Here is a 21,685-nt window from a genome sequence, read left to right as displayed (position 1 = left end):
TTCGTCTAAGGAGTATTTATTATGAGTGAACAAAGTACTGAGTTACTTTCGCTTTACGAGGCACTAATTCAACAAATAAAAACGCAATACAGTGACGATAACTCTCTGACTGTAAAGAGTTTATATAGTCAGACTCAGACCTGTAAAGAATACTTGGCTATTAAACAGCAAGCAAAGGCTGAAGAGTTAGCTTTAGTTGAACAATTTTTAAAACGTGATATCGCCAGTTTCCTACAAGAGAGAAACGCTAAAGATCTGAGTCATAGTCCAACAATGATCACGGTTGAAAATACGTTATGGCATTGGCTCAGTGAAATTACTGACAGAAGCCAGATTGAATGGCATGAGGTGGCACAAGATTTTAAGCATCACGGCTATTATGTATCGGGCGAAATAGTTGGCCAAGGAACCATGGTATGCACGGCTTGTGGCCATGAATCGAAAATCGAATTCCCAGGGGTTCTATCTGATTGTACTGAGTGTGATAACGGCGAGTTTACTCGTGAAGCATTAGCACCTTAGCTCAATACCGTGGTCATTTTGAATGTTTTTTACGCTTATTAATCCGCATTGCTTAAATAACAATGCGGTCCTTCAATATTTACTTCTGCTTATTTACTTGTTTTCTATCCTAAAGTTACATTCCATATACTTTTTTACCACAAATCACTAAAGCTACCCGTGAACGCAGCCGATGTTAATAACAGTAATAGATGATATTCATTTCTGGTCAATCATATGGAGATGTTCGACTGGGTCGTTGTAGATGCAAGCTTTAGATTCGAGTAAAGCATCGGTAGTTTTTGGGGATTAGCATGAAGTTTGTACATAAAATTGTTATTAGCGCGAGTCTGATCTTGCTCTTGTCGCTAGGGAGCTTATCGAGCTACCAGTATTTCCAAGTTAAACAGCAGATAAATGATCAGGTCAGTCTGAGTGTGGCTGAGTTGGTCGATTCGATGAAAAATAATATAGAAGCTGTTATGGCCGAAAAAGCAGATCTTACTCGTTTTGCTGCTTCTCTATTCGAGTCAGACCTCTCGGATGAACATTTTCAGCAAGTGTTAGGTCAGCCTGTCATTAAGCAACATTTTATCTTAGCGGGTATGGGGCTGGAGTCGGGGCATTTCATCGGCAATGAAGCGAGCTGGCAACCGCAAAACTATGATCCTCGCAAGCGAATGTGGTATCAAGAGGCGAAACAAAAAGGGCGACAATTATTTACCGAGCCCTATGCTGACGCTAGCACTGGAGAGATCTTAGTGTCTGTGGCTGCACCTCTGTTTAAAAATGGTCAGTTTGAGGGAGCTATGTTTGCGGATATCAGTCTTAAAGCGTTAGCGGATATTAGTAACAAAGCGAACTTATTCGGTGCGGGTTATGCCTTTATTGTAGGCAACAACGGCGATTTTATTGCCTACCCAGATGCGAGTATGAATGGACGTCCTATGAGTCAGGTATTCGGGGAACAATTGGATGTGACTCAGAAAACTAGCCACATCAACATCGATGGTAAAATACATACTGTTATTTTTAACCCGTTATCCGGCTTAGATTGGAGTTTGGGTATCGTACTAGATGAACAGGTTATCTATGCCGCTGCTGACAAGTTGCGTGGTGACGCTATCTTCTATTCCTTGTTAGCTCTGGTCGTGGCGACGTTGCTGATGGCCGGTCTCATCAGGCATCTAATGAAACCATTGGGAATATTGAACGAAGCGATGAAAGACGTGGCATCTGGCGAAGGGGATTTGACACGACGCTTGAGCACTGAATCTGACGTTGAGTTCGCGAGTTTAGCCAGCAGTTTTAATAGTTTTGTTATCAAATTGCAAGACTTGATCCAGCAGGTAAAAGTCATTGGTGGTGAAGTTGCTATTGGGACTGAAATGACCGCAGAAGGCGCTAAATCGGCTTCTCGTGCGATGGGACAGCAGACGCAGGAGATCGAGCAACTTGCAACGGCAATGCATGAAATGGCGGTAACTGCATCGGAAGTGGCTGGAAATGCGCAGAGCGCAGCATCCGCTGTTCAGCAAGCCGATGCTGCCGTCAATGATGGTGCAGCGGCAGTGAATCAAACAACGGATTCCATTGATCATCTGTCAGAACAAATTATGCAAGCTAGCGAAGCTGTAAAAGAGTTAGAAGCAGACACTGTTAGTATAGAATCTATACTTGGCGTCATCAATGAAATCGCGGGTCAAACAAACTTATTGGCACTGAATGCCGCAATTGAGGCTGCTAGAGCCGGTGAATCGGGCCGCGGTTTTGCAGTGGTTGCTGATGAGGTTCGTAACTTGGCAGCGCGTACTCAAGAGTCCACATCGGAAATTAAGGACAAAATAGAGAAGTTACAGTCAGGAGTCGCTACAGTTGTTAATGTGATGGATGAAAGCCGTGGCACCACCCAAACCACGGTAGAAAAGGCATTGATGGCAAATGATACCCTGAAAGAGATCCGCAAGAGTATTCAGGATATTACCGACATGAATCTTCAGATAGCCAGTGCTGCAGAGGAGCAGAGCCAGGTTGCTGAAGAGATGAATAAAAATACGTCTAACATTAAAGATCTAACCATGGAGGTGGCTGATAACGCCACACAGGCTAATGCAGCCATGGTGACTCAGATGAAGCAGGTTAAGCAACAAGAAGCCCTGCTGAACCAGTTTATTGTCTAACGTTATTTTTAGTGAGTAGAGCAGATAGCAAAATACCCGTTTATAACGGGTATTTTTTTATCTCATATTTTTACATATTGAGGTTATTTAGCCTTTGTAAATCCGTTTGTCTTTAACTTTCTTATTGATACTAAACCGAATAGAAGAGCTGAAAGTAATAGCACCGGCCATTGGCCGAAGAGGGTGAAGAGTGTATGGCCTTTAACCAATGGAATATCTGCTGTTAACACACCGGCTTCGAACTGGGGGAGCTGGTGGGTGATATCGCCTTTTTCATTGACGACAGCAGTCACGCCGTTATTGGTGGCGCGGACCAAAGGTCTGCCAAGCTCAACTGAACGCATTTGAGCTATTTCCATGTGTTGTAACGGTCCGTTTGAAGTGCCAAACCAAGCATCATTAGAGACCGTTAACAGTAAGTCAGTCTGCTCATTTACGTTGGCTCTTAACTGCTCAGGAAATGCAATTTCATAGCAAATTGCTGGTGTAATCTGGTGTCCAACGGCATTTAAGTTATCTTGCAAATAATCACCACGATTAAAGGATGACATCGGCAAATTAAACAAGGGTGCTATAGGGCGTAACAGTGACTCAAATGGGACAAATTCGCCGATAGGTAACAAGTGGTGCTTTCTAAATTCATTCTTCTCTTCACCATAGTAATCGCCTTTGTCTTGTTGTTTTGCATCATAATTCCCTAAAACAATCAGTGAATTATAGTAGCTGTTACCACGCTGACTGATAATCCCAGTAATAATGGCACTGTTATTTAAATTAGCCGCTTGATTAGCATTATAAAGAAAATCTTTGACCATGTGTTCGGGGGCCGGAATGGCCGCTTCTGGCCAGACGATGAGATCTGCTGAAAACTCTGGCCGAGATAAGTCCATATACTTGAGCATTGTTGGCCACAGTGCGTCGGGCTCCCACTTCATACTCTGGGGAATATTACCTTGGACAAGTGCAACGCTGAGACTTTCGCCTTTTGACTCAACCGTGGAGGTATAGGGCGCAATAAACGTGAGCACTGCAGCTACAGGCACAATAATGAGTGCACTGCGCCAGCGTTTAACCATACCAAGCGCCAATGCGCCGGCCAGTAAAGCCACGATAAAACTTAAGCTCAAAGTCCCCGTCATCGAGGCAATGGGCTTCAGTGGTCCTTGTGTTTGACTATAACCCGCCCAAAGCCATGGGAAGCCAGTGAGTACCCAGCCCCTAGCCCATTCCGTTAATGTCCAAAGCGCAGGGAACAACATTAAGTTACGGCTGATACTGGTTTTAGGGGCTATTTTTTGCAGTAAATAGCCGGTTAGCGCTGGATAGATTGCTAAATAAAGTGCCAATAGCGCCATCAAACTCATCGATGCAATTAGCGGTATACCACCATAGGTGTCCATACTGACATGCACCCAACTAATACCAACACAAAAGCAACCAAAGCCGAAACTTAGCCAGTAATGTAATCCTTGTTTTGCAGATAAACCGGCACTTTGATGCAGGGCAAATGCCATCGCAACGATATAAAGTGGCCAAATAGAGTAGGGGGCAAAAGCAAGCGCTGTCATGGCGCCAGCCGCAAAGGCTAGCACCAATCTCAGATAGGAATGATGGGCGAATGCCCGTAATTTACTCAGCATACAGCCTCATCATTGGGCGCTGTTAAGGGAGCCGATTGCTAGGCAACGCTCTCTTTAGCAGCTGGATCGGGAAATTTTACGCGTAATTGGATTAATCTACGGGTATCTGCGTTGACGACTTTAAACTCAATGCCTTTAATCATGACATTTTCATCACGTTCAGGCAGGTGCCCAAAAGCATGAGAAACTAAGCCACCCACGGTATCAAACTCTTCATCACTGAATTGAGTGCTAAACGCGTCATTAAAGTCATCTATCGGCGTTAATGCTTTGACCATATAGACTTGTTTTGAGATTTGTTTGATTTCAGTCTCTTCAGCTGAGTCATGATCAAATTCATCTTCAATATCACCAACAATCTCTTCGAGAATGTCTTCAATTGTCACTAAACCTGACACTCCACCGTATTCATCGACGACGATCGCCATATGATAACGTTGAGAACGAAACTCTTTTAACAATACGTCGACCCGTTTACTTTCCGGAACGACCACTGCTGGGCGGATAACTTGCCCAAGTTCAAAAGGCTTTTCATTGTTCTTAAAGCCATACTGAAGTAGATCTTTAGCGAGTAAAATACCCTCGATATGATCTTTGTCTTCATTGACTACTGGAAAGCGGGAGTGTGCTGAGCCAATAACGGTAGAGAGTAGTTCTTCTACTGTGTTGTCTATTTGAAGTGCGACGATTTGCGCGCGTGGGATCATTATGTCCCGCACCCGAAGATCGGAGACTTCCAATACACCTTTAATCATTTCACGCGTGTCTTCGCTGATCACTTCACGTAGTTCTGCACCGTGAATGACCTCAACCAATTCTTCGCGACTTTTGGGTTCGCCCTGGAATAACTGACTTACTTTTTCCAACCAGCCTTTCTTGGAGGCGTTGGTACTCGGGGGGATATCGTCACTCATAGTGTTTTATTGACTCTTTCGAGTCAATTATTGCTCCTCATAAGGGTTGTTATAACCAAGGCTTTCAATCAGTTGGGTCTCTAATGACTCCATCTCTTCAGCCTCTATATTGTCTATATGATCATACCCTAGCAGATGGAGGCAACCATGTACAACCATGTGCGCCCAATGTGCGGTAAGGGGTTTGTTTTGATCAATTGCTTCTTGCTCTACCACAGCTGCACAGACAACTAAATCGCCCAGTAGTGGCAGTTCTATGCCGGGTGGAGCTTCAAACGGGAAAGAGAGCACATTGGTGGGCTTATCTTTTCCGCGATAGGTGTTATTTAGCATCTGGCTTTCTGCAGAATCGACAATTCTTATGGTTAATTCTACGTGGTCCATACTACTTCTGAGTGCTGTTTTCACCCAAAGTTCCAGCTCTTGTGCTGAAGGAAGTGCAACGGCATCAACTGCAATTTGCAGATCGAGATCTACACTTGTTGGTGCATTAGTCATGATTGGGTGTTTCCTGTAGCTGATATTGGCTATCTTTATTGCCTTTACTTGTCTGGCTCTTTAGCTCATAGGCTTCATAGGCTTCAACAATTCTGGCCACAATAGGATGACGAACGACGTCTTTGGCTTGGAAGAAGTTAAAGCTAATTTCGCTGACATCGCCTAACACTTCAATTGAATGACGCAGACCTGATTTTTGATGTTTCGGCAGATCTATCTGAGTGATGTCACCAGTGATAACCGCACGAGAGTTAAATCCTATACGGGTTAAAAACATCTTCATCTGTTCAACTGTAGTGTTTTGGCTTTCATCAAGAATGATAAAAGCATCGTTTAAGGTGCGTCCGCGCATATAAGCCAGTGGCGCAACCTCAATGACATTACGTTCTAATAGGCGCTCAACTTTTTCAAAGCCCATCATCTCAAATAGCGCGTCGTACAGTGGTCGTAAATACGGGTCGACCTTTTGACTCAAGTCGCCGGGTAAAAAACCCAGTTTTTCACCCGCTTCGACGGCTGGACGCGTTAAAAGAATACGGCGAACTTCTTGACGCTCTAGTGCATCAACCGCGGCGGCAACGGCTAAGTATGTTTTTCCGGTACCCGCGGGGCCAATACCAAAGGTAATATCATGGGAGACAATATTACGCACATAATCACTTTGATTTGGATTCCGTGGCTTAATTACACCACGCTTTGTTTTGATATAAAGCTCTTTCTCATCGCGAGGCGCTTCCATATCAAATGCGACAGCTTCTTGAATGGCAATATGAACAGTATCAGGTTCTAGATCTGGCGTGCTGCCTTTAAGAGGCTGAGTTTCAACATACAAGTCTCTGAGTAAGTTATTGGCAGTTAAACAGTTTTTAGGTACGCCGACTATCTGAAAATGATTGTCACGATAGCTGATCTCAACACCAATACGGCGCTCTAATTGCTTAATGTTGTCATCAAAAGGACCGCAAAGTGACGCTAGTCTGCGTGTTTCCGCTGGCTCTAAATACAGGTTGAGTGTCGTTAACTTATTAGACAAAAAATAACTCCAGATTCAAGAATATTACCGAGCGAGAGCACTCTAGTTTACGAGGCATAATCAATAAATGCGAATGGTATTTTTGAATGATTATAGGGACGAAAAAAGCGGCATCTAAGATGCCGCCCTATAAACGTGTTTACCCTTGGTTATCGAGTCTTTTAAGACGGGGTAAATTGGGTGACACCAATGGCGTCATCTTGCTTATACTTTGCGACGATATCTGATGGACGTAAGTCGCGACGTAAATCCATTTCATCTTCAGCGCGGACAAATACACCGCGCAATGAGTTGGTGTATACATCAACAATTTCAACGTCAACAAAGCCGCCAATATGCTCCGGCTTACCTTCAAAGTTAACCACGCGACTGTTTTCAGTACGACCACGCAGTTCCATTGGGTTTTTAACCGATGGCCCTTCAACCAAAATGCGCTGCACTGTACCGACCATGTGGCGGCTATAGCGCATGGCTTGTTGAGTGATACGATCTTGCAATATGGCTAAGCGCTCTTTTTTCTCTTCCAGTGAGACGTTATCTGGCAGATCGGCAGCGGGTGTACCTGGGCGTGCGCTGTAAATAAAGCTAAAGCTATGATCAAACTGAATGTCTTCGATGAGTTTCATTGTGTCAGCAAAATCTTGCTTAGATTCACCTGGGAAGCCAATGATGAAATCAGAGCTAATCTGAATATCGGGACGCGCTTTACGCAAGCGGCGAATAATAGACTTATATTCGATAGCCATATGGCCACGCTTCATCTGCGTCAGGATCAAATCTGAGCCAGATTGAACCGGTAGATGCAAGAAGCTCACAAGCTCTGGAGTGTCTTCGTAAACATCAATAATATCTTGGCCGAACTCAATTGGGTGGCTGGTGGTAAAACGTAGGCGGTCTATACCATCAATCGCAGCAACGTAGCGTAGTAGTTCTGCAAAGGTACAGATCTCATCATCGTGGGTTGCACCGCGATAGGCATTTACGTTCTGGCCGAGCAAATTCACTTCACGTACACCTTGATCAGCCAATTGGGCTATTTCAAGAATGATATCGTCTAATGGACGGCTGACTTCTTCACCGCGGGTATAAGGTACAACGCAGAAAGAGCAATACTTACTACAACCTTCCATGATGGAAACATAGGCACTAGGGCCGTCAGCACGTGGTTCGGGGAGGCGATCAAACTTTTCAATCTCAGGGAAACTGACGTCAATAACGACTTTTTTACCCTCTTTAATCTGGTCAATCATTTCTGGTAGACGGTGCAGTGTTTGTGGGCCGAAAATAAGATCCACACACTGGGCACGGTCTTTAATTGCCTTACCTTCTTGAGATGCTACGCAGCCGCCAACACCAATAATAAGGCCCGGTTTTTTGTCTTTTAGTGTTTTCCAACGCCCTAGCTGATGAAAAACTTTTTCTTGTGCTTTCTCACGAATAGAACAGGTGTTGAGCAAAAGCACATCGGCTTCCGTTGCATCATCTGTCAGGGTATAGCCTTCGTATTCGTCGAGAAGATCGGCCATCTTTGATGAGTCGTACTCATTCATTTGACAGCCCCAAGTTTTAATATGGAGTTTTTTACTCATCAGTTTGTATCACTCTAGATGCACCGAAAAAATAGCGAAATATTTTAACGCTTATGCGGGCTGCTGGCTAGCATTTAGCCTATGTTTGAGTGAAATTAATCTGCTGCCTTGATTGCCCTTGTTAAACGTACGGGTATGGTTTTTTGCTGTTCTGTACTAACAGTATTGTCGATAACACCTTGTTCTTGAGCCATTTGCAGGCTACTCATACGTGCTTGTATGTGGATGTCAGCACGTAATTGCAGTTTGAACATGCTGAATACATGAGTGGTATATTGGTAAATAGCATAATCCATTGGACTGCGATAAGTGACGGACATGTGCTCTATATCTTGCTGTGAGTCTGCCGCGATGCTGGCTAATGGGGTGAATAGCGTTATTAGTAACGTAGCTAGGGTTAATGATTTCATATTATTCTCACTCATTCCTTAGGGATATATCCATTTGACAATTTGAGTCTATGGTATGGTTTGAATATGAGTGTGAATGGTATGTAACCAGTTGTTAATCATTGGCGTCTCAGACACATTTATATACGTTAGAGTGCTCTGAGACATTAAACGACATATTTTGTTTGGCTTAATTGCATCGTCCTTGCTTAAGAAGCGCTACTTTGATCAATTTTTGCTATGCAAAGGACAAATAGAATCGTTTTTGAGTGTAAACTTCTCCCAATATAAGTCGGATCATCTTTCAGGAGTCTAAGGTCTGTGGAACAGCTGAAGAATAAAAGCAGTATGTATGACGCTGTTGTCGTTGGCGGCGGCATGGTTGGAGCTGCGACGGCGATTGGTTTAGCCCAGATAGGACTAAAAGTTGCAGTGGTTGAAGCATTTGCGCCCAAAGCTTATGAAAGCTCACAACCGCTTGACTTAAGAGTGTCTGCCATTAGTGCGGCCTCTGAAGCGCTTCTGGACCGCCTTGGGGCTCTGGAGCATTTAGGCACAATGCGACAAGTCGCTTATAAAGGACTCGAAACTTGGGAATTAGACGGGTGCATCACCCAATTTCATGCCGATCAAATTGGCACTTCGCATCTTGGCCATATTGTCGAAAACCGCTTAATCCAGCTCTCTTTATGGCATCGTATGGCACAGTTAGAGAATATTACTCTATTCTGTCCAGTAAAAATCAGTCAGTTAAAGCGCGCAAATGATGCTATCGATATTACGCTTGAGGATGGCCAAGCGTTCTCTACTCGGTTATTGGTTGGCGCAGATGGTGCAAACTCTTATGTTAGGCAATGGGCAAAGATCGGTATTACGGGCTGGGATTACCGTCAGTCAGCAATGCTGATTAATATCGAAACCCATTGTGGCGAGCAAGATGTTACCTGGCAACAATTTACCCCCAAAGGTCCTCGCTCTTTACTACCACTTCCTGGCAACAATGCCTCTTTGGTTTGGTACGACGATGCCAATCGCATTGCGCAGTTGTCTCAGTTGAATAATGCGGCCTTGAAAAGTCAGATTGATCAGTATTTTCCAGCGAGGCTAGATCGTGATTTTAAAGTGATGAATAAAGCGAGCTTTAAGCTGACTCGTCGTCATGCCGAGCGATATTATGGCGACAATTTGGTGATCCTTGGTGACGCCGCGCATACCATTAACCCTTTAGCAGGGCAGGGCGTTAACCTCGGCTTTAAAGATGTTGATGCACTTATCACCACCGTCGAGTCGTACATAAAGCACGATGCGGGCTGGTGGAGTACTGAAGTACTACTACAGTACCAAAAATTCCGTTATCGAGATAATCAATTGATGATGACCGCTATGGATATGTTTTACGCCAGTTTTAGCAACGACATTTTACCGCTAAAACTATTAAGAAATGGCGTACTTAAATTAGCTAACATTGACAGCCCAATAAAAAAACAGGTATTAAAATACGCTATGGGTTTTTAATGGGTCACCGTCCTATATAAGGATTAAACAAGAAAGCGGAGAGCTGCATAACAGCTTTTCGCTTTCTTGTTTATTAGGGGGAGTCAGGCAAAATTTGCAGGCGATGTCTACCACGCGATATTGCCCATTTTGCGTATAATTTGTTGGTACGCGGTTTGAGTGCTAAAATGCCGCGTTTTTAATTTTGTGGCTAAGTGCGGCAAAACATGAATAAGTAAACACAGACTGAGTATTATGAGCAATATAAAACTTATTGTTGGGTTAGCAAATCCCGGCGCACAGTATGATCGAACACGCCATAACGCGGGTGCTTGGTACGTTGAAGAACTCGCGCGCGTCTGTGGTGCGACGTTAGTATTAGACAGCAAGTACTTTGGTATGACAGCGAGAGTGACACTGCATGGCAAGGATGTCCGCTTATTGATCCCGATAACCTTTATGAATTTAAGTGGTAAGTCGGTTGGCGCATTGGCGAATTTTTTTCGTATTGCTCCAGAAGAGATATTGGTCGCGCATGATGAGCTTGATATGCCACCTGGGGTTGCAAAGTTTAAGTTGGGCGGGGGGCACGGTGGCCATAATGGCTTAAAAGATATCATTGCTAAATTGGCTAATGATAAAGGCTTCTATCGCTTACGCATTGGTATTGGACATCCAGGTGATAAAAACCAGGTCAGTAACTATGTGTTGAGTAAGGCTCCGCCAACGGATCAAGAGATGATGGACGCTGCTATAGATGAAGCGGTGCGCTCGACAGAGATTTTATTTAACGACGATATGGCAAAGGCGATGCACAGGTTGCATTCTTTTAAAGCATAAACAAATGCTTGGGGAATACCCCCAGGTTATTCATTGATATAAAGGTAACAATATGGGTTTCAAATGTGGCATCGTAGGCCTGCCAAATGTTGGTAAATCAACACTTTTCAACGCGTTAACTAAAGCAGGCATCGAAGCATCAAACTTCCCGTTCTGTACGATTGAGCCAAATACAGGCATTGTTCCTGTACCTGATTCAAGATTGGATGCGTTAGCTGAGATAGTTAAGCCTGAGCGTGTTATGCCTACAACAATGGAATTTGTAGATATTGCTGGTTTAGTGGCAGGCGCATCTAAAGGTGAAGGCTTAGGCAATAAGTTCTTAGCTAACATCCGTGAGACTGATGCAATTGGCCATGTTGTACGTTGTTTTGAAGATGACAACATTGTGCATGTCGCAAACAAGGTAGACCCTGCAAGTGATATCGAAGTTATCAATACTGAACTTGCGCTTGCCGATTTAGATTCATGCGAGCGTGCTATTACTCGTCAAGCCAAACGCGCTAAAGGCGGCGACTCAGAGGCGAAGTTTGAAGTTGCCGTACTTGAGAAGATGCGCCCAATATTAGACGAAGGCAAAATGTTGCGTTCAATGGATTTAAGCAAGGAAGAGCTAGCAGCAATTACTTACTTGAACTTCTTAACCATTAAACCAACGATGTATATCGCTAACGTTGCAGAAGACGGTTTTGAAAATAACCCTCATTTAGATACTGTTCGTGCCATCGCTACTGAAGAGAATGCAGTTGTAGTGGCAGTATGCGCTGCAATTGAATCTGAACTTGCAGAAATGGAGACCGAAGACCGTGAAGAGTTCATGGCCGATTTAGGTCTAGAAGAGCCCGGTCTTGATCGCGTCATCCGCGCTGGTTACGACTTGCTTACGCTACAGACATATTTTACCGCTGGTGTTAAAGAAGTGCGTGCATGGACCGTTAAAATCGGTGCAAGCGCTCCACAAGCTGCTGGTGTTATCCATACTGACTTCGAACGTGGCTTTATTCGTGCTCAAGTGATGGCGTATGAGGACTTTATCACCCATAAAGGTGAAGCAGGCGCTAAAGAAGCGGGTAAATTACGCGTTGAAGGTAAAACATACGTCGTTAAAGATGGCGATGTAATGCACTTCTTATTTAACGTATAAGTTCTTTGCGGTAGCTATAGCCGTAAAAAAATGTAAAACGCGGCGCTTAAAGTCATCTTTAAGCGCCGCGTTTGTATTTGGGCATCTGTTAACCTAGTTAAAAATGATTCATTTTTAGTGCTAAGCTTGGCGAATGCTTGGATTTTGAGCTTGTCGTTGCGATTTGTAGAGGCTTGATCAAAGAAATAAAATTATTTTGAGTTGCTAAATTAGCGTAAATCGCAATATATTGCGCATCTGTTGCCCAGTTTGGCGAAGTAATAGCCTAACAGTGTGATTAGTTTAAATTAGCGAAAAAAAGCAGTTGACCTGAATACGCTGAATAAGCATAATACGCCCCGTTCCTCAGTGAGAGGGACGAAATATAGATGGCAATGTAGCTCAGCTGGTTAGAGCACAGCACTCATAATGCTGGGGTCGCAGGTTCAAGTCCCGCCATTGCTACCATCTTCTCTAGATGTAAACTTGAGAATGGCCGACTAGTTGAAAGTTTACTTTCAGAAATAGGGTTGGCAACATCTTAATCTAGATGTAAAACTTGATGCAGTTTGGAAGTGGTGGATGTTGATATTAGACACGCTATAACTGAGTGCCATCTTAATCTAGATGTGAAACTTGATGCAGTGCGGGAGTGGTGGAATTGGTAGACACGCCAGATTTAGGTTCTGGTGCCGTAAGGTGTGAGAGTTCAAGTCTCTCTTCCCGTACCATTTATTGAAAAGTAATGAGCTTAGGCTGGTTATTAGTAAGAAAGATTAATTGGGATATCGCCAAGCGGTAAGGCACCGGGTTTTGATCTCGGCATTCCCAGGTTCAAATCCTGGTATCCCAGCCATCTTTGGCAATGTAGCTCAGCTGGTTAGAGCACAGCACTCATAATGCTGGGGTCGCAGGTTCAAGTCCCGCCATTGCTACCATCTTTCTCAGGATGTAAAAAGTGGGATTGTAGCAAAGACGGTTCGTAAGTCCCGGCAATATGCTACCATCTTCTCAAGATGTAAAATATGAGACATCTTAATCTAGATGTAAACTTGATAGAATTTGGAAGTGGTGGATGTTGATATTAGACACGCTATAACTAAATGCATCTTAATCTAGATGTAAAACTTGATGCAGTGCGGGAGTGGTGGAATTGGTAGACACGCCAGATTTAGGTTCTGGTGCCGTAAGGTGTGAGAGTTCAAGTCTCTCTTCCCGTACCATTTATTTTGACGTAATGAGTTTCGACTTGTTACTAGCAACACAGTTTAATTGGGATATCGCCAAGCGGTAAGGCACCGGGTTTTGATCTCGGCATTCCCAGGTTCAAATCCTGGTATCCCAGCCATTTTTAAAAGGTTGATTTATTGACCTTGTCTTAATAGCTACTAGACAATTGTATTGTTGCAGGCTATAAAGATGAAGCAAGGAAACTTGCAGTAAAATTCGATGCGGGAGTGGTGGAATTGGTAGACACGCCAGATTTAGGTTCTGGTGCCGTAAGGTGTGAGAGTTCAAGTCTCTCTTCCCGTACCATCGAGTTTTAAACAGTTTAATTGGGATATCGCCAAGCGGTAAGGCACCGGGTTTTGATCTCGGCATTCCCAGGTTCAAATCCTGGTATCCCAGCCAAACACAAAAAGCCCGTCTTAATAGACGGGCTTTTTGCTTTTCAAAATCCCCCTTTTCGATGCACCACATAGATCCAATCTTTGTCTAAAGCAATCGCTACTGTTATTGCCATCAATAGCGTATTGAGCAGTGTTCTGACTGCACGCCTGATACCAATTGCATTAAGTATTTGACCGATTCAGAGCGCTACAGACGTTTCAATTCAAGGCCCATTGGTGAAGAAATAGTTACTATCTCTTAAGCCAATGCAAAGCAGAAGTGGAAAATCTGAGTCGCTTAACGAGTGCGGTCGACGTTTAAAGCAAATGGAAAAGGCCTTTAAGCTTCGTTGTGGGCTTTGGATATACGACTAAATGGTCTATTTTGTTCCATACAAAATAAGACATTTCCACCCTCCTTGGCGGTCAGATTGAGGAGGTACGAGTCCACGGATGGACGAAGGTAGAATAATGCAAGAGCAATTATCGAGAGTCATTCATAGAGCTATTACCGAGGATGCCAGAGCCGAGAATAACGATTAGCTTCAATCCCCCACCTTGCTTACAGGGCTTTGAATTCCCGCGCAATGGTCAAACTTTTAATGCAACTGATCTAAATAGGCTCTGCATAAGAGACGGCACATAATGGTAGTCATCACACTTAGGGCGATTGCCAACGTGCAGAGAATGCTGAGGGACTTTAAGACGGTGTATCGTATGCCTAAGTAGGTTGAGCCTACGCTGACTGAGAGGTGTGAGCGCATTTAACACTAGCGACTCAATTAATTCCATGTCCCCGTCTTGATAATGGCTGTCATGTTACTCGCTGTGACGACTGTTTGAACACGTTTAAGCGCAACATTTCAATGGCACAAGCATTAAAAACCCTAAATCCAGTCATCTATTTTTTGGGTCATTGCGCTAGTGCTGCCATATCTGCGATGAGTCTAGTTAGCAAATTAGATTGAAATCCTAATGCTTGGTAACAAATCAGCCTTTTGTTAACTTTTGTTAGCTCACTTAGTGCTAACAATCACGCTTTAGCGTTGGCTTTTCACCTAGCGTTAACATTTGGTTTTTATTTGGCATCCTTTTGGTTACTTATTGTTATCGATTAAGGCTTTATTTGTGCTGGGTTTCTCGTTAACCAATTTGTTTCAAAATACAACCGAGGTTGTCACACTTTAATTGCAATCGTTTCGTTACATTTCGTTTGCCCCAAAAAAGAGGGCTAAATAAAAGAGAGTGGAACAGATGATGAAACGAGTCGATATAAAAGTTGCGACATTAGCAGCCTTCATTGGACTGGCCTTAACGGGTTGTTCTGGTGATGACGGACAAAATGGTAAAGATGGTGAAGCAGGTACTCCTGGTCAACCTGGCATTCCTGTCGCAGCAGATGCAAAGGCATTAACCGTAGCGATAGATAAGATTGTTGTTGGGGCGCAGTCTGATATTACGTTTACAGTCACCAATGAAAAAGACCTCCCTGTTGTAGGGTTAGAAAAGTTTGGTTTTATACTTTCAGGTCTTGAGCAAGGCGTTCAGGGGGATGCTAATAACTGGAAGTTGCTCAGCTCTGAAGCTTGTCCTGCCAGCAAATACTCTAAGTGTGGTAGCTTGCTTGATAATCAAGACGGTACTTATACCTATAGCTTTGAGAAAGACGTTAGCGCAGAAACAGCCTTTACTATCACTGATGAAAAGACATTAAGATTAGTGCTAAGAACCGGTGGCGAAGCTGTAGGAGCAACTGAGTTAAGCTATGCGAACATGCACTATGACTTTAGAGGTGAAGGCTTAGAGCCGCTCTATACTAAGAATGTGGTCAACAACCAAAACTGCGTTAGCTGTCATGATGATTTCAGTATCCATGGCGGTAAATACACTGAAGTCGAAACATGCGTTTCTTGCCATGCGGACAACAAAGTCAGTGACATCAGCAAAGTATTTCCAATGCTAGCGCATGAAGCACATATCGGAGTGATCCCTGCTCCCGTGGGTGGTTGTGATAACTGCCATGCTGAAAATGAGCAAGCTACTGATTTTGCAAACTGGAAGAACGTGCCTACTCAGGAAACGTGTATTACCTGTCATACAGACGTCAATTTCAAGGAAGGCATTGGCCACTGGCCATATCAGGACAATGCACAATGTGCCAATTGTCACACGCCAGATACCCTAGAAATGGTGCATTTGTCTACCTATAAAGGTCAGAACGAGCGCCGTGAAAATCTTCACCTTACGGTGACTGAAGCTAAGATGGTTGATGCTCCAGAAGCAAAAGCCAACATCGATGCCAACCTAGATACTGATAAGACTGGCTATGTGCAGCTAACCGTCGATATTTTGGACAAAAATGGTAACACGCGTAATGAGCAGTTAGATCTGGTTAAGTACATGTACTACGCCGAGTTCTATATCAACTGGGGTGGTCAGGATATGGGCATGGAGCGTGGTAAAGTTCTGCGTGTTCATACCAACAAAGAAAACTTCCCTGGCTATGTAGATGAGCCAATCGTGCTTAACTATGAAAATGGTAAGACGACGTTTGAAATCGGCCCATTCGATCTTGAAGATACTTTCGATGGTGACTTGAACGATAGCTACGGCATGGTTACGCCACGTATCTGGTTCTGCATCGACAAAGATGGCGAAACAATCCAGGATTGTGATGGCGAAACGGATTGGAGTAACGGTGCAGCGGGTTATAACTGGCAACACTTCTTCAATAAACAAGGCATGATGGAAGAGCGCCCACGTCGTCAAATCGTGACCAACGAGCTGTGTGGCGACTGTCATGGTACCACTACCTCAGACGATGGTTTTGTACAGATGACGCTTAACTGTCGTAGCTGTCACTCTGTAGTTAAGAACGATAGCACTTACTTCAGTACCACTTGCGCCTCTGGCTCGGTTGATTCCGATGGTGACGGTTCTTTAGACCCAATGGTTATGATGAAGAACCTGATGCCACGCGGCGAGCGTGACTGGACGACAGCATCTAATGCCGGCGAAGAATGTGTGGCTTGCCATAACGCCAACAATATGCCAACTCAGGTCATCCGTAATTCGCAAACCAAACAAGGTGATGAGGATTATATTGAGCAACTGACGATGAGTCACCCGGATCAGAAAGTATGGATCCATGCTATGCATGCCAACAACCGTGCCAACCAAAGTGGTGAAGGTTGGAAGCGTAATGTTGAGTACTCAGCTGACCTAGCTAACTGTACTAAATGCCATATCGAAGATAGTTATGATGCCAAGTATTTAGTGGGCCGCAAGCCGCTAGCGCTGGATCTTGACTACATGGATACTTATGACGGTTTGGACCCTGCAAATGGCAAAGACACTAGCGGTAACAAACGTTATGCCGTCGATGCGGTTGCAGATGCTTTTGTATCGCCAACCGCCGCTGTATGTTTGAGCTGTCATGGTAAGCGCGCTGCGGAAGAGGGTGAAGACCGCCGTCAAGTCCGTAAAGACGTTGTTAGTCATATGAAGCAAAATGGCGCTCAGTTCGGTGTCGAACTTGGTCAGTATACTGGTGAAGAGTCATGTGCAGTATGTCATGATCTAAACAACCTGAAGGAATCACATAACCTGAAATAAAGCTCTCATCCCTGCAATATTTTTTGACCCTAGCATTTTGCTAGGGTCTTTTTTTACGGGGATCACAAATATTAACAAAGCATCAATTGTTTAATCAGAACTCAGCATTATGTCAGGTTTAGTATTATCAAAATGGTTTAAAATGTTGTTTGGGGATCTACTAAAAGTAGTAGAGGTTAGATTGTGAATATTACTGAATTTTTAATTATTGATTTAGATGCCAGAGAGTTAGTTGATATCCATCATTCGACTCGTTGCGCATTATCATTGGCAGAGCTAGAAGTACTAAAAAGCTTAGTCAACCATGTGGGTGAAGTGGTTAGCAAAGAGACACTTAATGCCGCTGGTTGGCCCGGTAGAGTGGTTGCGCCCTCATCATTGACTCAATGCATGAGCAGTTTACGAAAAAAGCTGGCAGGGCAAACTGATATAGAGTTAAAAAATATCCCCCGTTACGGCTATAGCTTATGCATTATAGAGCATGCCGAAGCAGTAACTTCTACAGATATCGATAATGTCAGTACTTTCGTTAAGCCGGCATCTGGCAAGTTCAAAGCTCCAAACTCACACCGAATAAACCCCATAATCGCTAACGTGGCCGGTTGGCAGGGGGCATTAACCCCCAGACTTTATCGGCTTATTGGCATCGCTGTCGTCGTGACTTTTGTGGCTGGATTGCACTTTTCGGGAGGGCTTAAAACAATTGTTAACCAGCTTTCCTTATTGACCGAACCTGATGTGGCGTCAATCACTCAAAAGCGATTTTCATTGGCGAAAACCCCATCATTACTCAATGCGGTTCAACTTGAAAATCAACGTAAAGAAATTATTAGCGCTGACGATGTGGTCGAAAATTGGTTTAATTATGACAACATTTTCCAAAACTCGACTGATAAACAACTATTCTCTTTTGATAACGGCCGCTATGAATCAGTCGCTTTATGTAACGAATTCAATGAAGTATGCATTGACAAGCAGCCGCTTAACCTAGTGCGCTCGGTCAATGCGCCGACTACACCATTAGATATTCAATGGTTGGCGGATACCAAGCTAAGAATGGAGCAGGTAACCTATAATAATATTCTGTTAGATGAATTCGAGCCTGCCGATAAAGATTTGGTCGAGGATGTATTTCGGGCTGACGTGTACTATTACTCTGAAAGTAAAAATGTGGTGCGCGCAGATGTCAGATTGTCATTGATTTTTGATTCAGCGAATCGAGGTAAGCTGGTTGCTGCGGCATGTATTACCGATGATATGCTTAGAGAAATCTCAATTCGGTATCAGTTTAGTGGCGACTTTAAGCTGACCAAAAGTCAGGTTGATGGCAAAGTCGTTAGTACTTTTCTGGTCGATGTAAAAGAGCGCTCTTTCACTAGCCCACAACAGATATCGAAAGAATCGGCCACGATATACCGAGAGATCCGTAAAAATGTTCTGCAAAATGAACGTATGGTCATCAGGCAACTTTATCAAGATGATGACAGTGGCGTGTGGATGCTACCACTATGGGGCGAAACCATGGTTTGGGCTCATCGAGAGCAAGTATCACTCTAAGATATGTATTACTACAGGTTAACGCTTAGTGGCAAAGCAAAATGAAAAGTAATAGATACAAAAAACGCACTCAATTGAGTGCGTTTTTTATTTCAGCATTAAGCTTTAATCAAATAGTGATTAGTGCTTAAACATTGCCGAAATAGACTCTTCGTTGCTTACGCGACGAATCGCTTCAGCCATAACAGTAGACATTGTTAACTGAGTGACTTTCTCAAGTGCCGCTATTTCAGGGCTCAATGGGATAGTGTCTGTCACAATCACTTCATCAATGACTGATTCTAAGATATTCTTCGCCGCATTACCTGAGAACACAGGGTGAGTAGCATAAGCAAAAACGCGGTTTGCACCGTGTTCTTTAAGCGCTTCAGCTGCTTTACAAAGTGTACCGCCAGTATCAATCATGTCATCAACGATGATGCAATCACGGCCTTGAACATCGCCAATAATATGCATCACTTGTGAAACGTTTGCTTTTGGACGACGTTTATCGATGATCGCTAGATCTGAATCATCAAGTAACTTCGCGATTGCACGAGCACGTACAACGCCACCGATATCGGGTGAAACAACCACAGGGTTGTCTAGGTTCTTAGCTAACATATCTTCAAGCAACACAGGGCTACCGAAAACGTTATCAACGGGAACATCGAAGAAACCTTGAATTTGCTCAGCGTGCAGGTCACAAGTCAATACGCGGTCAACACCAACGCTTGATAGGAAATCGGCAACAACTTTAGCGGTAATAGGTACTCGAGCGCTACGCACACGACGGTCTTGACGTGCATAACCGAAGTAAGGGATAACGGCTGTAATACGACCAGCAGATGCACGACGGAGTGCATCAACCATAACGATCAGTTCCATTAAGTTATCGTTAGTCGGAGCACAAGTAGATTGAATGATGAATACATCCGCACCACGTACATTTTCATTAATCTGGACACTGATTTCGCCATCACTGAAAACGCCTACATCTGCGTCTCCAAGTTTACAAAATAGACGATCGGCTATCTTCTTAGCGAGACTAGGTGTTGCGTTACCGGCAAAAAGTTTAATGTCAGGCACTGTAGAACCTCAGGCGTATGCTTCATGATTGTGGCTGGGACAGAAAAGATATCCCAGATGTCGTTAACACTGAGCTAATCTCTGCATTAACGGTGACTTATTTGTTCCCTTCGCGACAAAGCCATTTATCGATGCTGGCAGCTTCGCCAAGACATCTTTAGCTTGTTGCTCTTGCTCGAATTGACCGAAAACACATGCTCCTGTTCCAGTCATTCTTGACGGCGCATATTCTAGCAGCCACGCTAAGGTCTTGGCAACTTGAGGGTGACGTTTTGCGACCAACTCTTGGCAGTCATTATGCCAAGGATTGGCCATTAAAGACTCAAGTGTGAGCTTGGGCGTGTTGCGCGGGAGTTCAGGATCTTGGAACACTGCAGCGGTAGATACATGCACATCGGGTACTAAAACTAGGTACCAAGGTTCACTTGGGGTGACGTCCTGCAATTGTTCACCAACACCTTCGGCAAAAGCAGATAAACCATTAATAAAAACAGGCACATCGGCTCCCAAAATTAAGCCTATCTTTGCTAATTCCTTAGTGGATAAACCGGTTCTCCAAAGTGAATTTAACGCCACTAATGTGGTTGCAGCATCAGATGACCCCCCGCCTAACCCCCCGCCCATAGGTAAGCGTTTATCTAACCAAATCTCGGCACCTTGCTGACATTGGGTGTGCTCTTGTAACGATTTTGCGGCTCGCAGAATTAAGTTATCGCTATCAGCAACAACGTCTGACATATTTGAATGCAATATCAAGGTCGTTTTATCAGTGACTTTAAAATCGAGGTAATCACAATGCGCTACAAATTGGAACAGAGTTTGTAATTCATGGTAACCATCATCGCGGCGACCGTTGATGTGTAAAAAAAGGTTGAGCTTGGCTGGCGCGGGCCAGCCCAAAGACAGTGGGGCGGTCATAACGAGGGCTCACTTGAGTTTGGTTGTGAACGATTGGTCGCGGGGGCATCTTCTGCTGCCAGTGCTTGCCATTGGTTTATCTGTATTTTAAGTTGAATGTCATCTCGTTTTAAATCCAGCAGTCGAGGTAGCTCGGCACCGCTCTGGGTTTGCCAACTTTTAAAGTCGACCTTCCAAGGGGGAGGCTGGGTGGCATTAACGAGGCTCAGCGGACGGTTTAGCGCATCTTGGCTAATAATTTCATCGCCACTGCTGAGCTGACCGGTTATCCAAAGTGGTAAGGCATCTATGGGAATGGTCCAACCGGTGATCCGAGTGAGCAAGCGTTGAGCGTCAGTATCGGTGTAGGTCTTGCCATCGAGCTCTAATATTGTATTGCCCATTGTGCTGGTTAAACTTAACACTGTGGTGCCCAGCATGGTGGTGAGCTTTAACTCATTAGAGAATGGGGTATGCAACCAATACAGGTTGGTACTAAATTTATCATCGGCGGTGCGCACCGCTAACTTGCCCTGCATTTCCCACGCATGGGCTTGTTCGACTTGGTCGACAGAGACGGGTACTAAGTTGTCTGGTATGGTAGTTGAGCAACCGCTAATAAAAATAAAGCTCAATATCACCCATGCATAAGTGTTTTTTGTGAAGCTGCTCAAATTATTCATCTATTACTGATATAAAAGAGCCCTTATGATACGAGGGGTTAGATAAATTACCAA

At 44.0% G+C, this 21,685-nt stretch carries 16 protein-coding genes and 8 tRNA genes; 15 read left to right on the top strand and 9 right to left on the bottom strand.

The annotated features are described in order from the left end of the window. The first annotated feature begins 21 nt into the window (after positions 1 to 21). Complete coding sequence (locus tag CXF86_RS09470; RefSeq protein WP_101089918.1) at positions 22 to 522, top strand: zinc ribbon-containing protein; 501 nt, start codon at positions 22 to 24, stop codon at positions 520 to 522. Positions 523 to 815: 293 nt separating this feature from the next. Next, positions 816 to 2,681 carry a methyl-accepting chemotaxis protein gene (locus CXF86_RS09465; protein ID WP_102038829.1) on the top strand — a complete coding sequence of 622 codons (1,866 nt, stop codon included), beginning with the start codon at positions 816 to 818 and terminating at the stop codon, positions 2,679 to 2,681. An 83-nt stretch (positions 2,682 to 2,764) separates the two neighbouring features. Here CXF86_RS09465 and lnt read toward each other — a convergent pair whose 3' ends face one another. The 6 genes from lnt to CXF86_RS09435 all read right to left on the bottom strand — a co-directional run bounded on the left by lnt (position 2,765) and on the right by CXF86_RS09435 (position 8,765). Then, positions 2,765 to 4,321: an apolipoprotein N-acyltransferase gene (gene lnt, locus CXF86_RS09460; protein WP_101089920.1), complete on the bottom strand. Its 1,557-nt coding sequence runs from the start codon at positions 4,319 to 4,321 to the stop codon at positions 2,765 to 2,767. Positions 4,322 to 4,359: 38 nt separating this feature from the next. Beyond that, complete coding sequence (gene corC / locus CXF86_RS09455; RefSeq protein ID WP_101089921.1) at positions 4,360 to 5,235, bottom strand: CNNM family magnesium/cobalt transport protein CorC; 876 nt, start codon at positions 5,233 to 5,235, stop codon at positions 4,360 to 4,362. A gap of 27 nt (positions 5,236 to 5,262) precedes the next feature. Then, entirely contained in the window at positions 5,263 to 5,733 is a 471-nt protein-coding gene (gene ybeY / locus CXF86_RS09450; RefSeq protein ID WP_101089922.1) for an rRNA maturation RNase YbeY, read from the bottom strand. Further along, positions 5,726 to 6,766, bottom strand: a complete 1,041-nt coding sequence (locus CXF86_RS09445; protein ID WP_101089923.1) for a PhoH family protein — start codon at positions 6,764 to 6,766, stop codon at positions 5,726 to 5,728. The genes ybeY and CXF86_RS09445 overlap by 8 nt, the downstream gene beginning before the upstream one ends. Positions 6,767 to 6,927: 161 nt before the next feature. After that, complete coding sequence (gene miaB, locus CXF86_RS09440) at positions 6,928 to 8,355, bottom strand: tRNA (N6-isopentenyl adenosine(37)-C2)-methylthiotransferase MiaB (protein ID WP_101089924.1); 1,428 nt, start codon at positions 8,353 to 8,355, stop codon at positions 6,928 to 6,930. A 95-nt stretch (positions 8,356 to 8,450) separates the two neighbouring features. Then, positions 8,451 to 8,765: a hypothetical protein gene (locus CXF86_RS09435; RefSeq protein WP_101089925.1), complete on the bottom strand. Its 315-nt coding sequence runs from the start codon at positions 8,763 to 8,765 to the stop codon at positions 8,451 to 8,453. A gap of 327 nt (positions 8,766 to 9,092) precedes the next feature. Between CXF86_RS09435 and CXF86_RS09430 the strand changes: the two genes are divergently transcribed. From CXF86_RS09430 to CXF86_RS09370, 13 genes are all read left to right on the top strand, one after another. Beyond that, entirely contained in the window at positions 9,093 to 10,259 is a 1,167-nt protein-coding gene (locus tag CXF86_RS09430; RefSeq protein ID WP_102038842.1) for an FAD-dependent oxidoreductase, read from the top strand. A 234-nt stretch (positions 10,260 to 10,493) separates the two neighbouring features. After that, a complete protein-coding gene (gene pth / locus CXF86_RS09425; protein ID WP_101089926.1) occupies positions 10,494 to 11,078 on the top strand; it encodes an aminoacyl-tRNA hydrolase in 585 nt (194 codons plus the stop codon). A 52-nt stretch (positions 11,079 to 11,130) separates the two neighbouring features. Continuing rightward, positions 11,131 to 12,222, top strand: a complete 1,092-nt coding sequence (gene ychF / locus CXF86_RS09420; RefSeq protein WP_101089927.1) for a redox-regulated ATPase YchF — start codon at positions 11,131 to 11,133, stop codon at positions 12,220 to 12,222. 370 nt (positions 12,223 to 12,592) lie between these two features. Continuing rightward, positions 12,593 to 12,669 (top strand) — tRNA-Met (locus CXF86_RS09415). 178 nt (positions 12,670 to 12,847) lie between these two features. After that, positions 12,848 to 12,932 (top strand) — tRNA-Leu (locus CXF86_RS09410). Positions 12,933 to 12,982: 50 nt separating this feature from the next. After that, a tRNA-Gln gene (locus CXF86_RS09405) sits at positions 12,983 to 13,057 on the top strand. 5 nt (positions 13,058 to 13,062) lie between these two features. Then, positions 13,063 to 13,139: transfer RNA gene (locus CXF86_RS09400), tRNA-Met, on the top strand. Between the two features lie 200 nt (positions 13,140 to 13,339). Beyond that, a tRNA-Leu gene (locus CXF86_RS09395) sits at positions 13,340 to 13,424 on the top strand. Positions 13,425 to 13,474: 50 nt separating this feature from the next. After that, positions 13,475 to 13,549, top strand: a tRNA-Gln gene (locus CXF86_RS09390). A gap of 103 nt (positions 13,550 to 13,652) precedes the next feature. Continuing rightward, positions 13,653 to 13,737, top strand: a tRNA-Leu gene (locus tag CXF86_RS09385). Between the two features lie 21 nt (positions 13,738 to 13,758). Further along, positions 13,759 to 13,833 (top strand) — tRNA-Gln (locus tag CXF86_RS09380). 1,232 nt (positions 13,834 to 15,065) lie between these two features. Then, positions 15,066 to 17,426, top strand: a complete 2,361-nt coding sequence (locus CXF86_RS09375; RefSeq protein WP_101089928.1) for a multiheme c-type cytochrome — start codon at positions 15,066 to 15,068, stop codon at positions 17,424 to 17,426. A gap of 183 nt (positions 17,427 to 17,609) precedes the next feature. After that, a complete protein-coding gene (locus CXF86_RS09370; protein WP_180961040.1) occupies positions 17,610 to 18,983 on the top strand; it encodes a winged helix-turn-helix domain-containing protein in 1,374 nt (457 codons plus the stop codon). A 120-nt stretch (positions 18,984 to 19,103) separates the two neighbouring features. On the opposite strand, the gene CXF86_RS09365 is transcribed toward CXF86_RS09370, so the two are convergent. The 3 genes from CXF86_RS09365 to lolB all read right to left on the bottom strand — a co-directional run bounded on the left by CXF86_RS09365 (position 19,104) and on the right by lolB (position 21,631). Continuing rightward, complete coding sequence (locus tag CXF86_RS09365; RefSeq protein ID WP_101089930.1) at positions 19,104 to 20,051, bottom strand: ribose-phosphate pyrophosphokinase; 948 nt, start codon at positions 20,049 to 20,051, stop codon at positions 19,104 to 19,106. Positions 20,052 to 20,114: 63 nt separating this feature from the next. Continuing rightward, entirely contained in the window at positions 20,115 to 20,969 is an 855-nt protein-coding gene (ispE, locus tag CXF86_RS09360) for a 4-(cytidine 5'-diphospho)-2-C-methyl-D-erythritol kinase (protein ID WP_102038827.1), read from the bottom strand. After that, on the bottom strand, positions 20,966 to 21,631 hold the full coding sequence (gene lolB / locus CXF86_RS09355; protein WP_101089932.1) for a lipoprotein insertase outer membrane protein LolB: 666 nt from the start codon (positions 21,629 to 21,631) through the stop codon (positions 20,966 to 20,968). Before lolB ends, ispE begins: the two co-directional genes overlap by 4 nt. Between the last annotated feature and the right edge of the window lie 54 nt (positions 21,632 to 21,685).

Source organism: Shewanella sp. GutCb (assembly GCF_002836135.1).
Classification (GTDB): Bacteria; Pseudomonadota; Gammaproteobacteria; order Enterobacterales; family Shewanellaceae; genus Shewanella.
Note: the sequence above shows the minus strand (reverse complement) of the source record. Positions and strands in the feature narration are given on the sequence as shown.

What these genes read in the sequence shown, in the direction of transcription:
- CXF86_RS09470 (WP_101089918.1), top strand. Translation starts at nt 22, where the DNA reads ATGAGTGAACAAAGTACTGAGTTACTTTCGCTTTACGAGGCACTAATT.
- CXF86_RS09465 (WP_102038829.1), top strand. Translation starts at nt 816, where the DNA reads ATGAAGTTTGTACATAAAATTGTTATTAGCGCGAGTCTGATCTTGCTC.
- lnt (WP_101089920.1), bottom strand. Translation starts at nt 4,321, where the DNA reads ATGCTGAGTAAATTACGGGCATTCGCCCATCATTCCTATCTGAGATTG.
- corC (WP_101089921.1), bottom strand. Translation starts at nt 5,235, where the DNA reads ATGAGTGACGATATCCCCCCGAGTACCAACGCCTCCAAGAAAGGCTGG.
- ybeY (WP_101089922.1), bottom strand. Translation starts at nt 5,733, where the DNA reads ATGACTAATGCACCAACAAGTGTAGATCTCGATCTGCAAATTGCAGTT.
- miaB (WP_101089924.1), bottom strand. Translation starts at nt 8,355, where the DNA reads ATGAGTAAAAAACTCCATATTAAAACTTGGGGCTGTCAAATGAATGAG.
- CXF86_RS09435 (WP_101089925.1), bottom strand. Translation starts at nt 8,765, where the DNA reads ATGAAATCATTAACCCTAGCTACGTTACTAATAACGCTATTCACCCCA.
- CXF86_RS09430 (WP_102038842.1), top strand. Translation starts at nt 9,093, where the DNA reads ATGTATGACGCTGTTGTCGTTGGCGGCGGCATGGTTGGAGCTGCGACG.
- pth (WP_101089926.1), top strand. Translation starts at nt 10,494, where the DNA reads ATGAGCAATATAAAACTTATTGTTGGGTTAGCAAATCCCGGCGCACAG.
- ychF (WP_101089927.1), top strand. Translation starts at nt 11,131, where the DNA reads ATGGGTTTCAAATGTGGCATCGTAGGCCTGCCAAATGTTGGTAAATCA.
- CXF86_RS09375 (WP_101089928.1), top strand. Translation starts at nt 15,066, where the DNA reads ATGATGAAACGAGTCGATATAAAAGTTGCGACATTAGCAGCCTTCATT.
- ispE (WP_102038827.1), bottom strand. Translation starts at nt 20,969, where the DNA reads ATGACCGCCCCACTGTCTTTGGGCTGGCCCGCGCCAGCCAAGCTCAAC.
- lolB (WP_101089932.1), bottom strand. Translation starts at nt 21,631, where the DNA reads ATGAATAATTTGAGCAGCTTCACAAAAAACACTTATGCATGGGTGATA.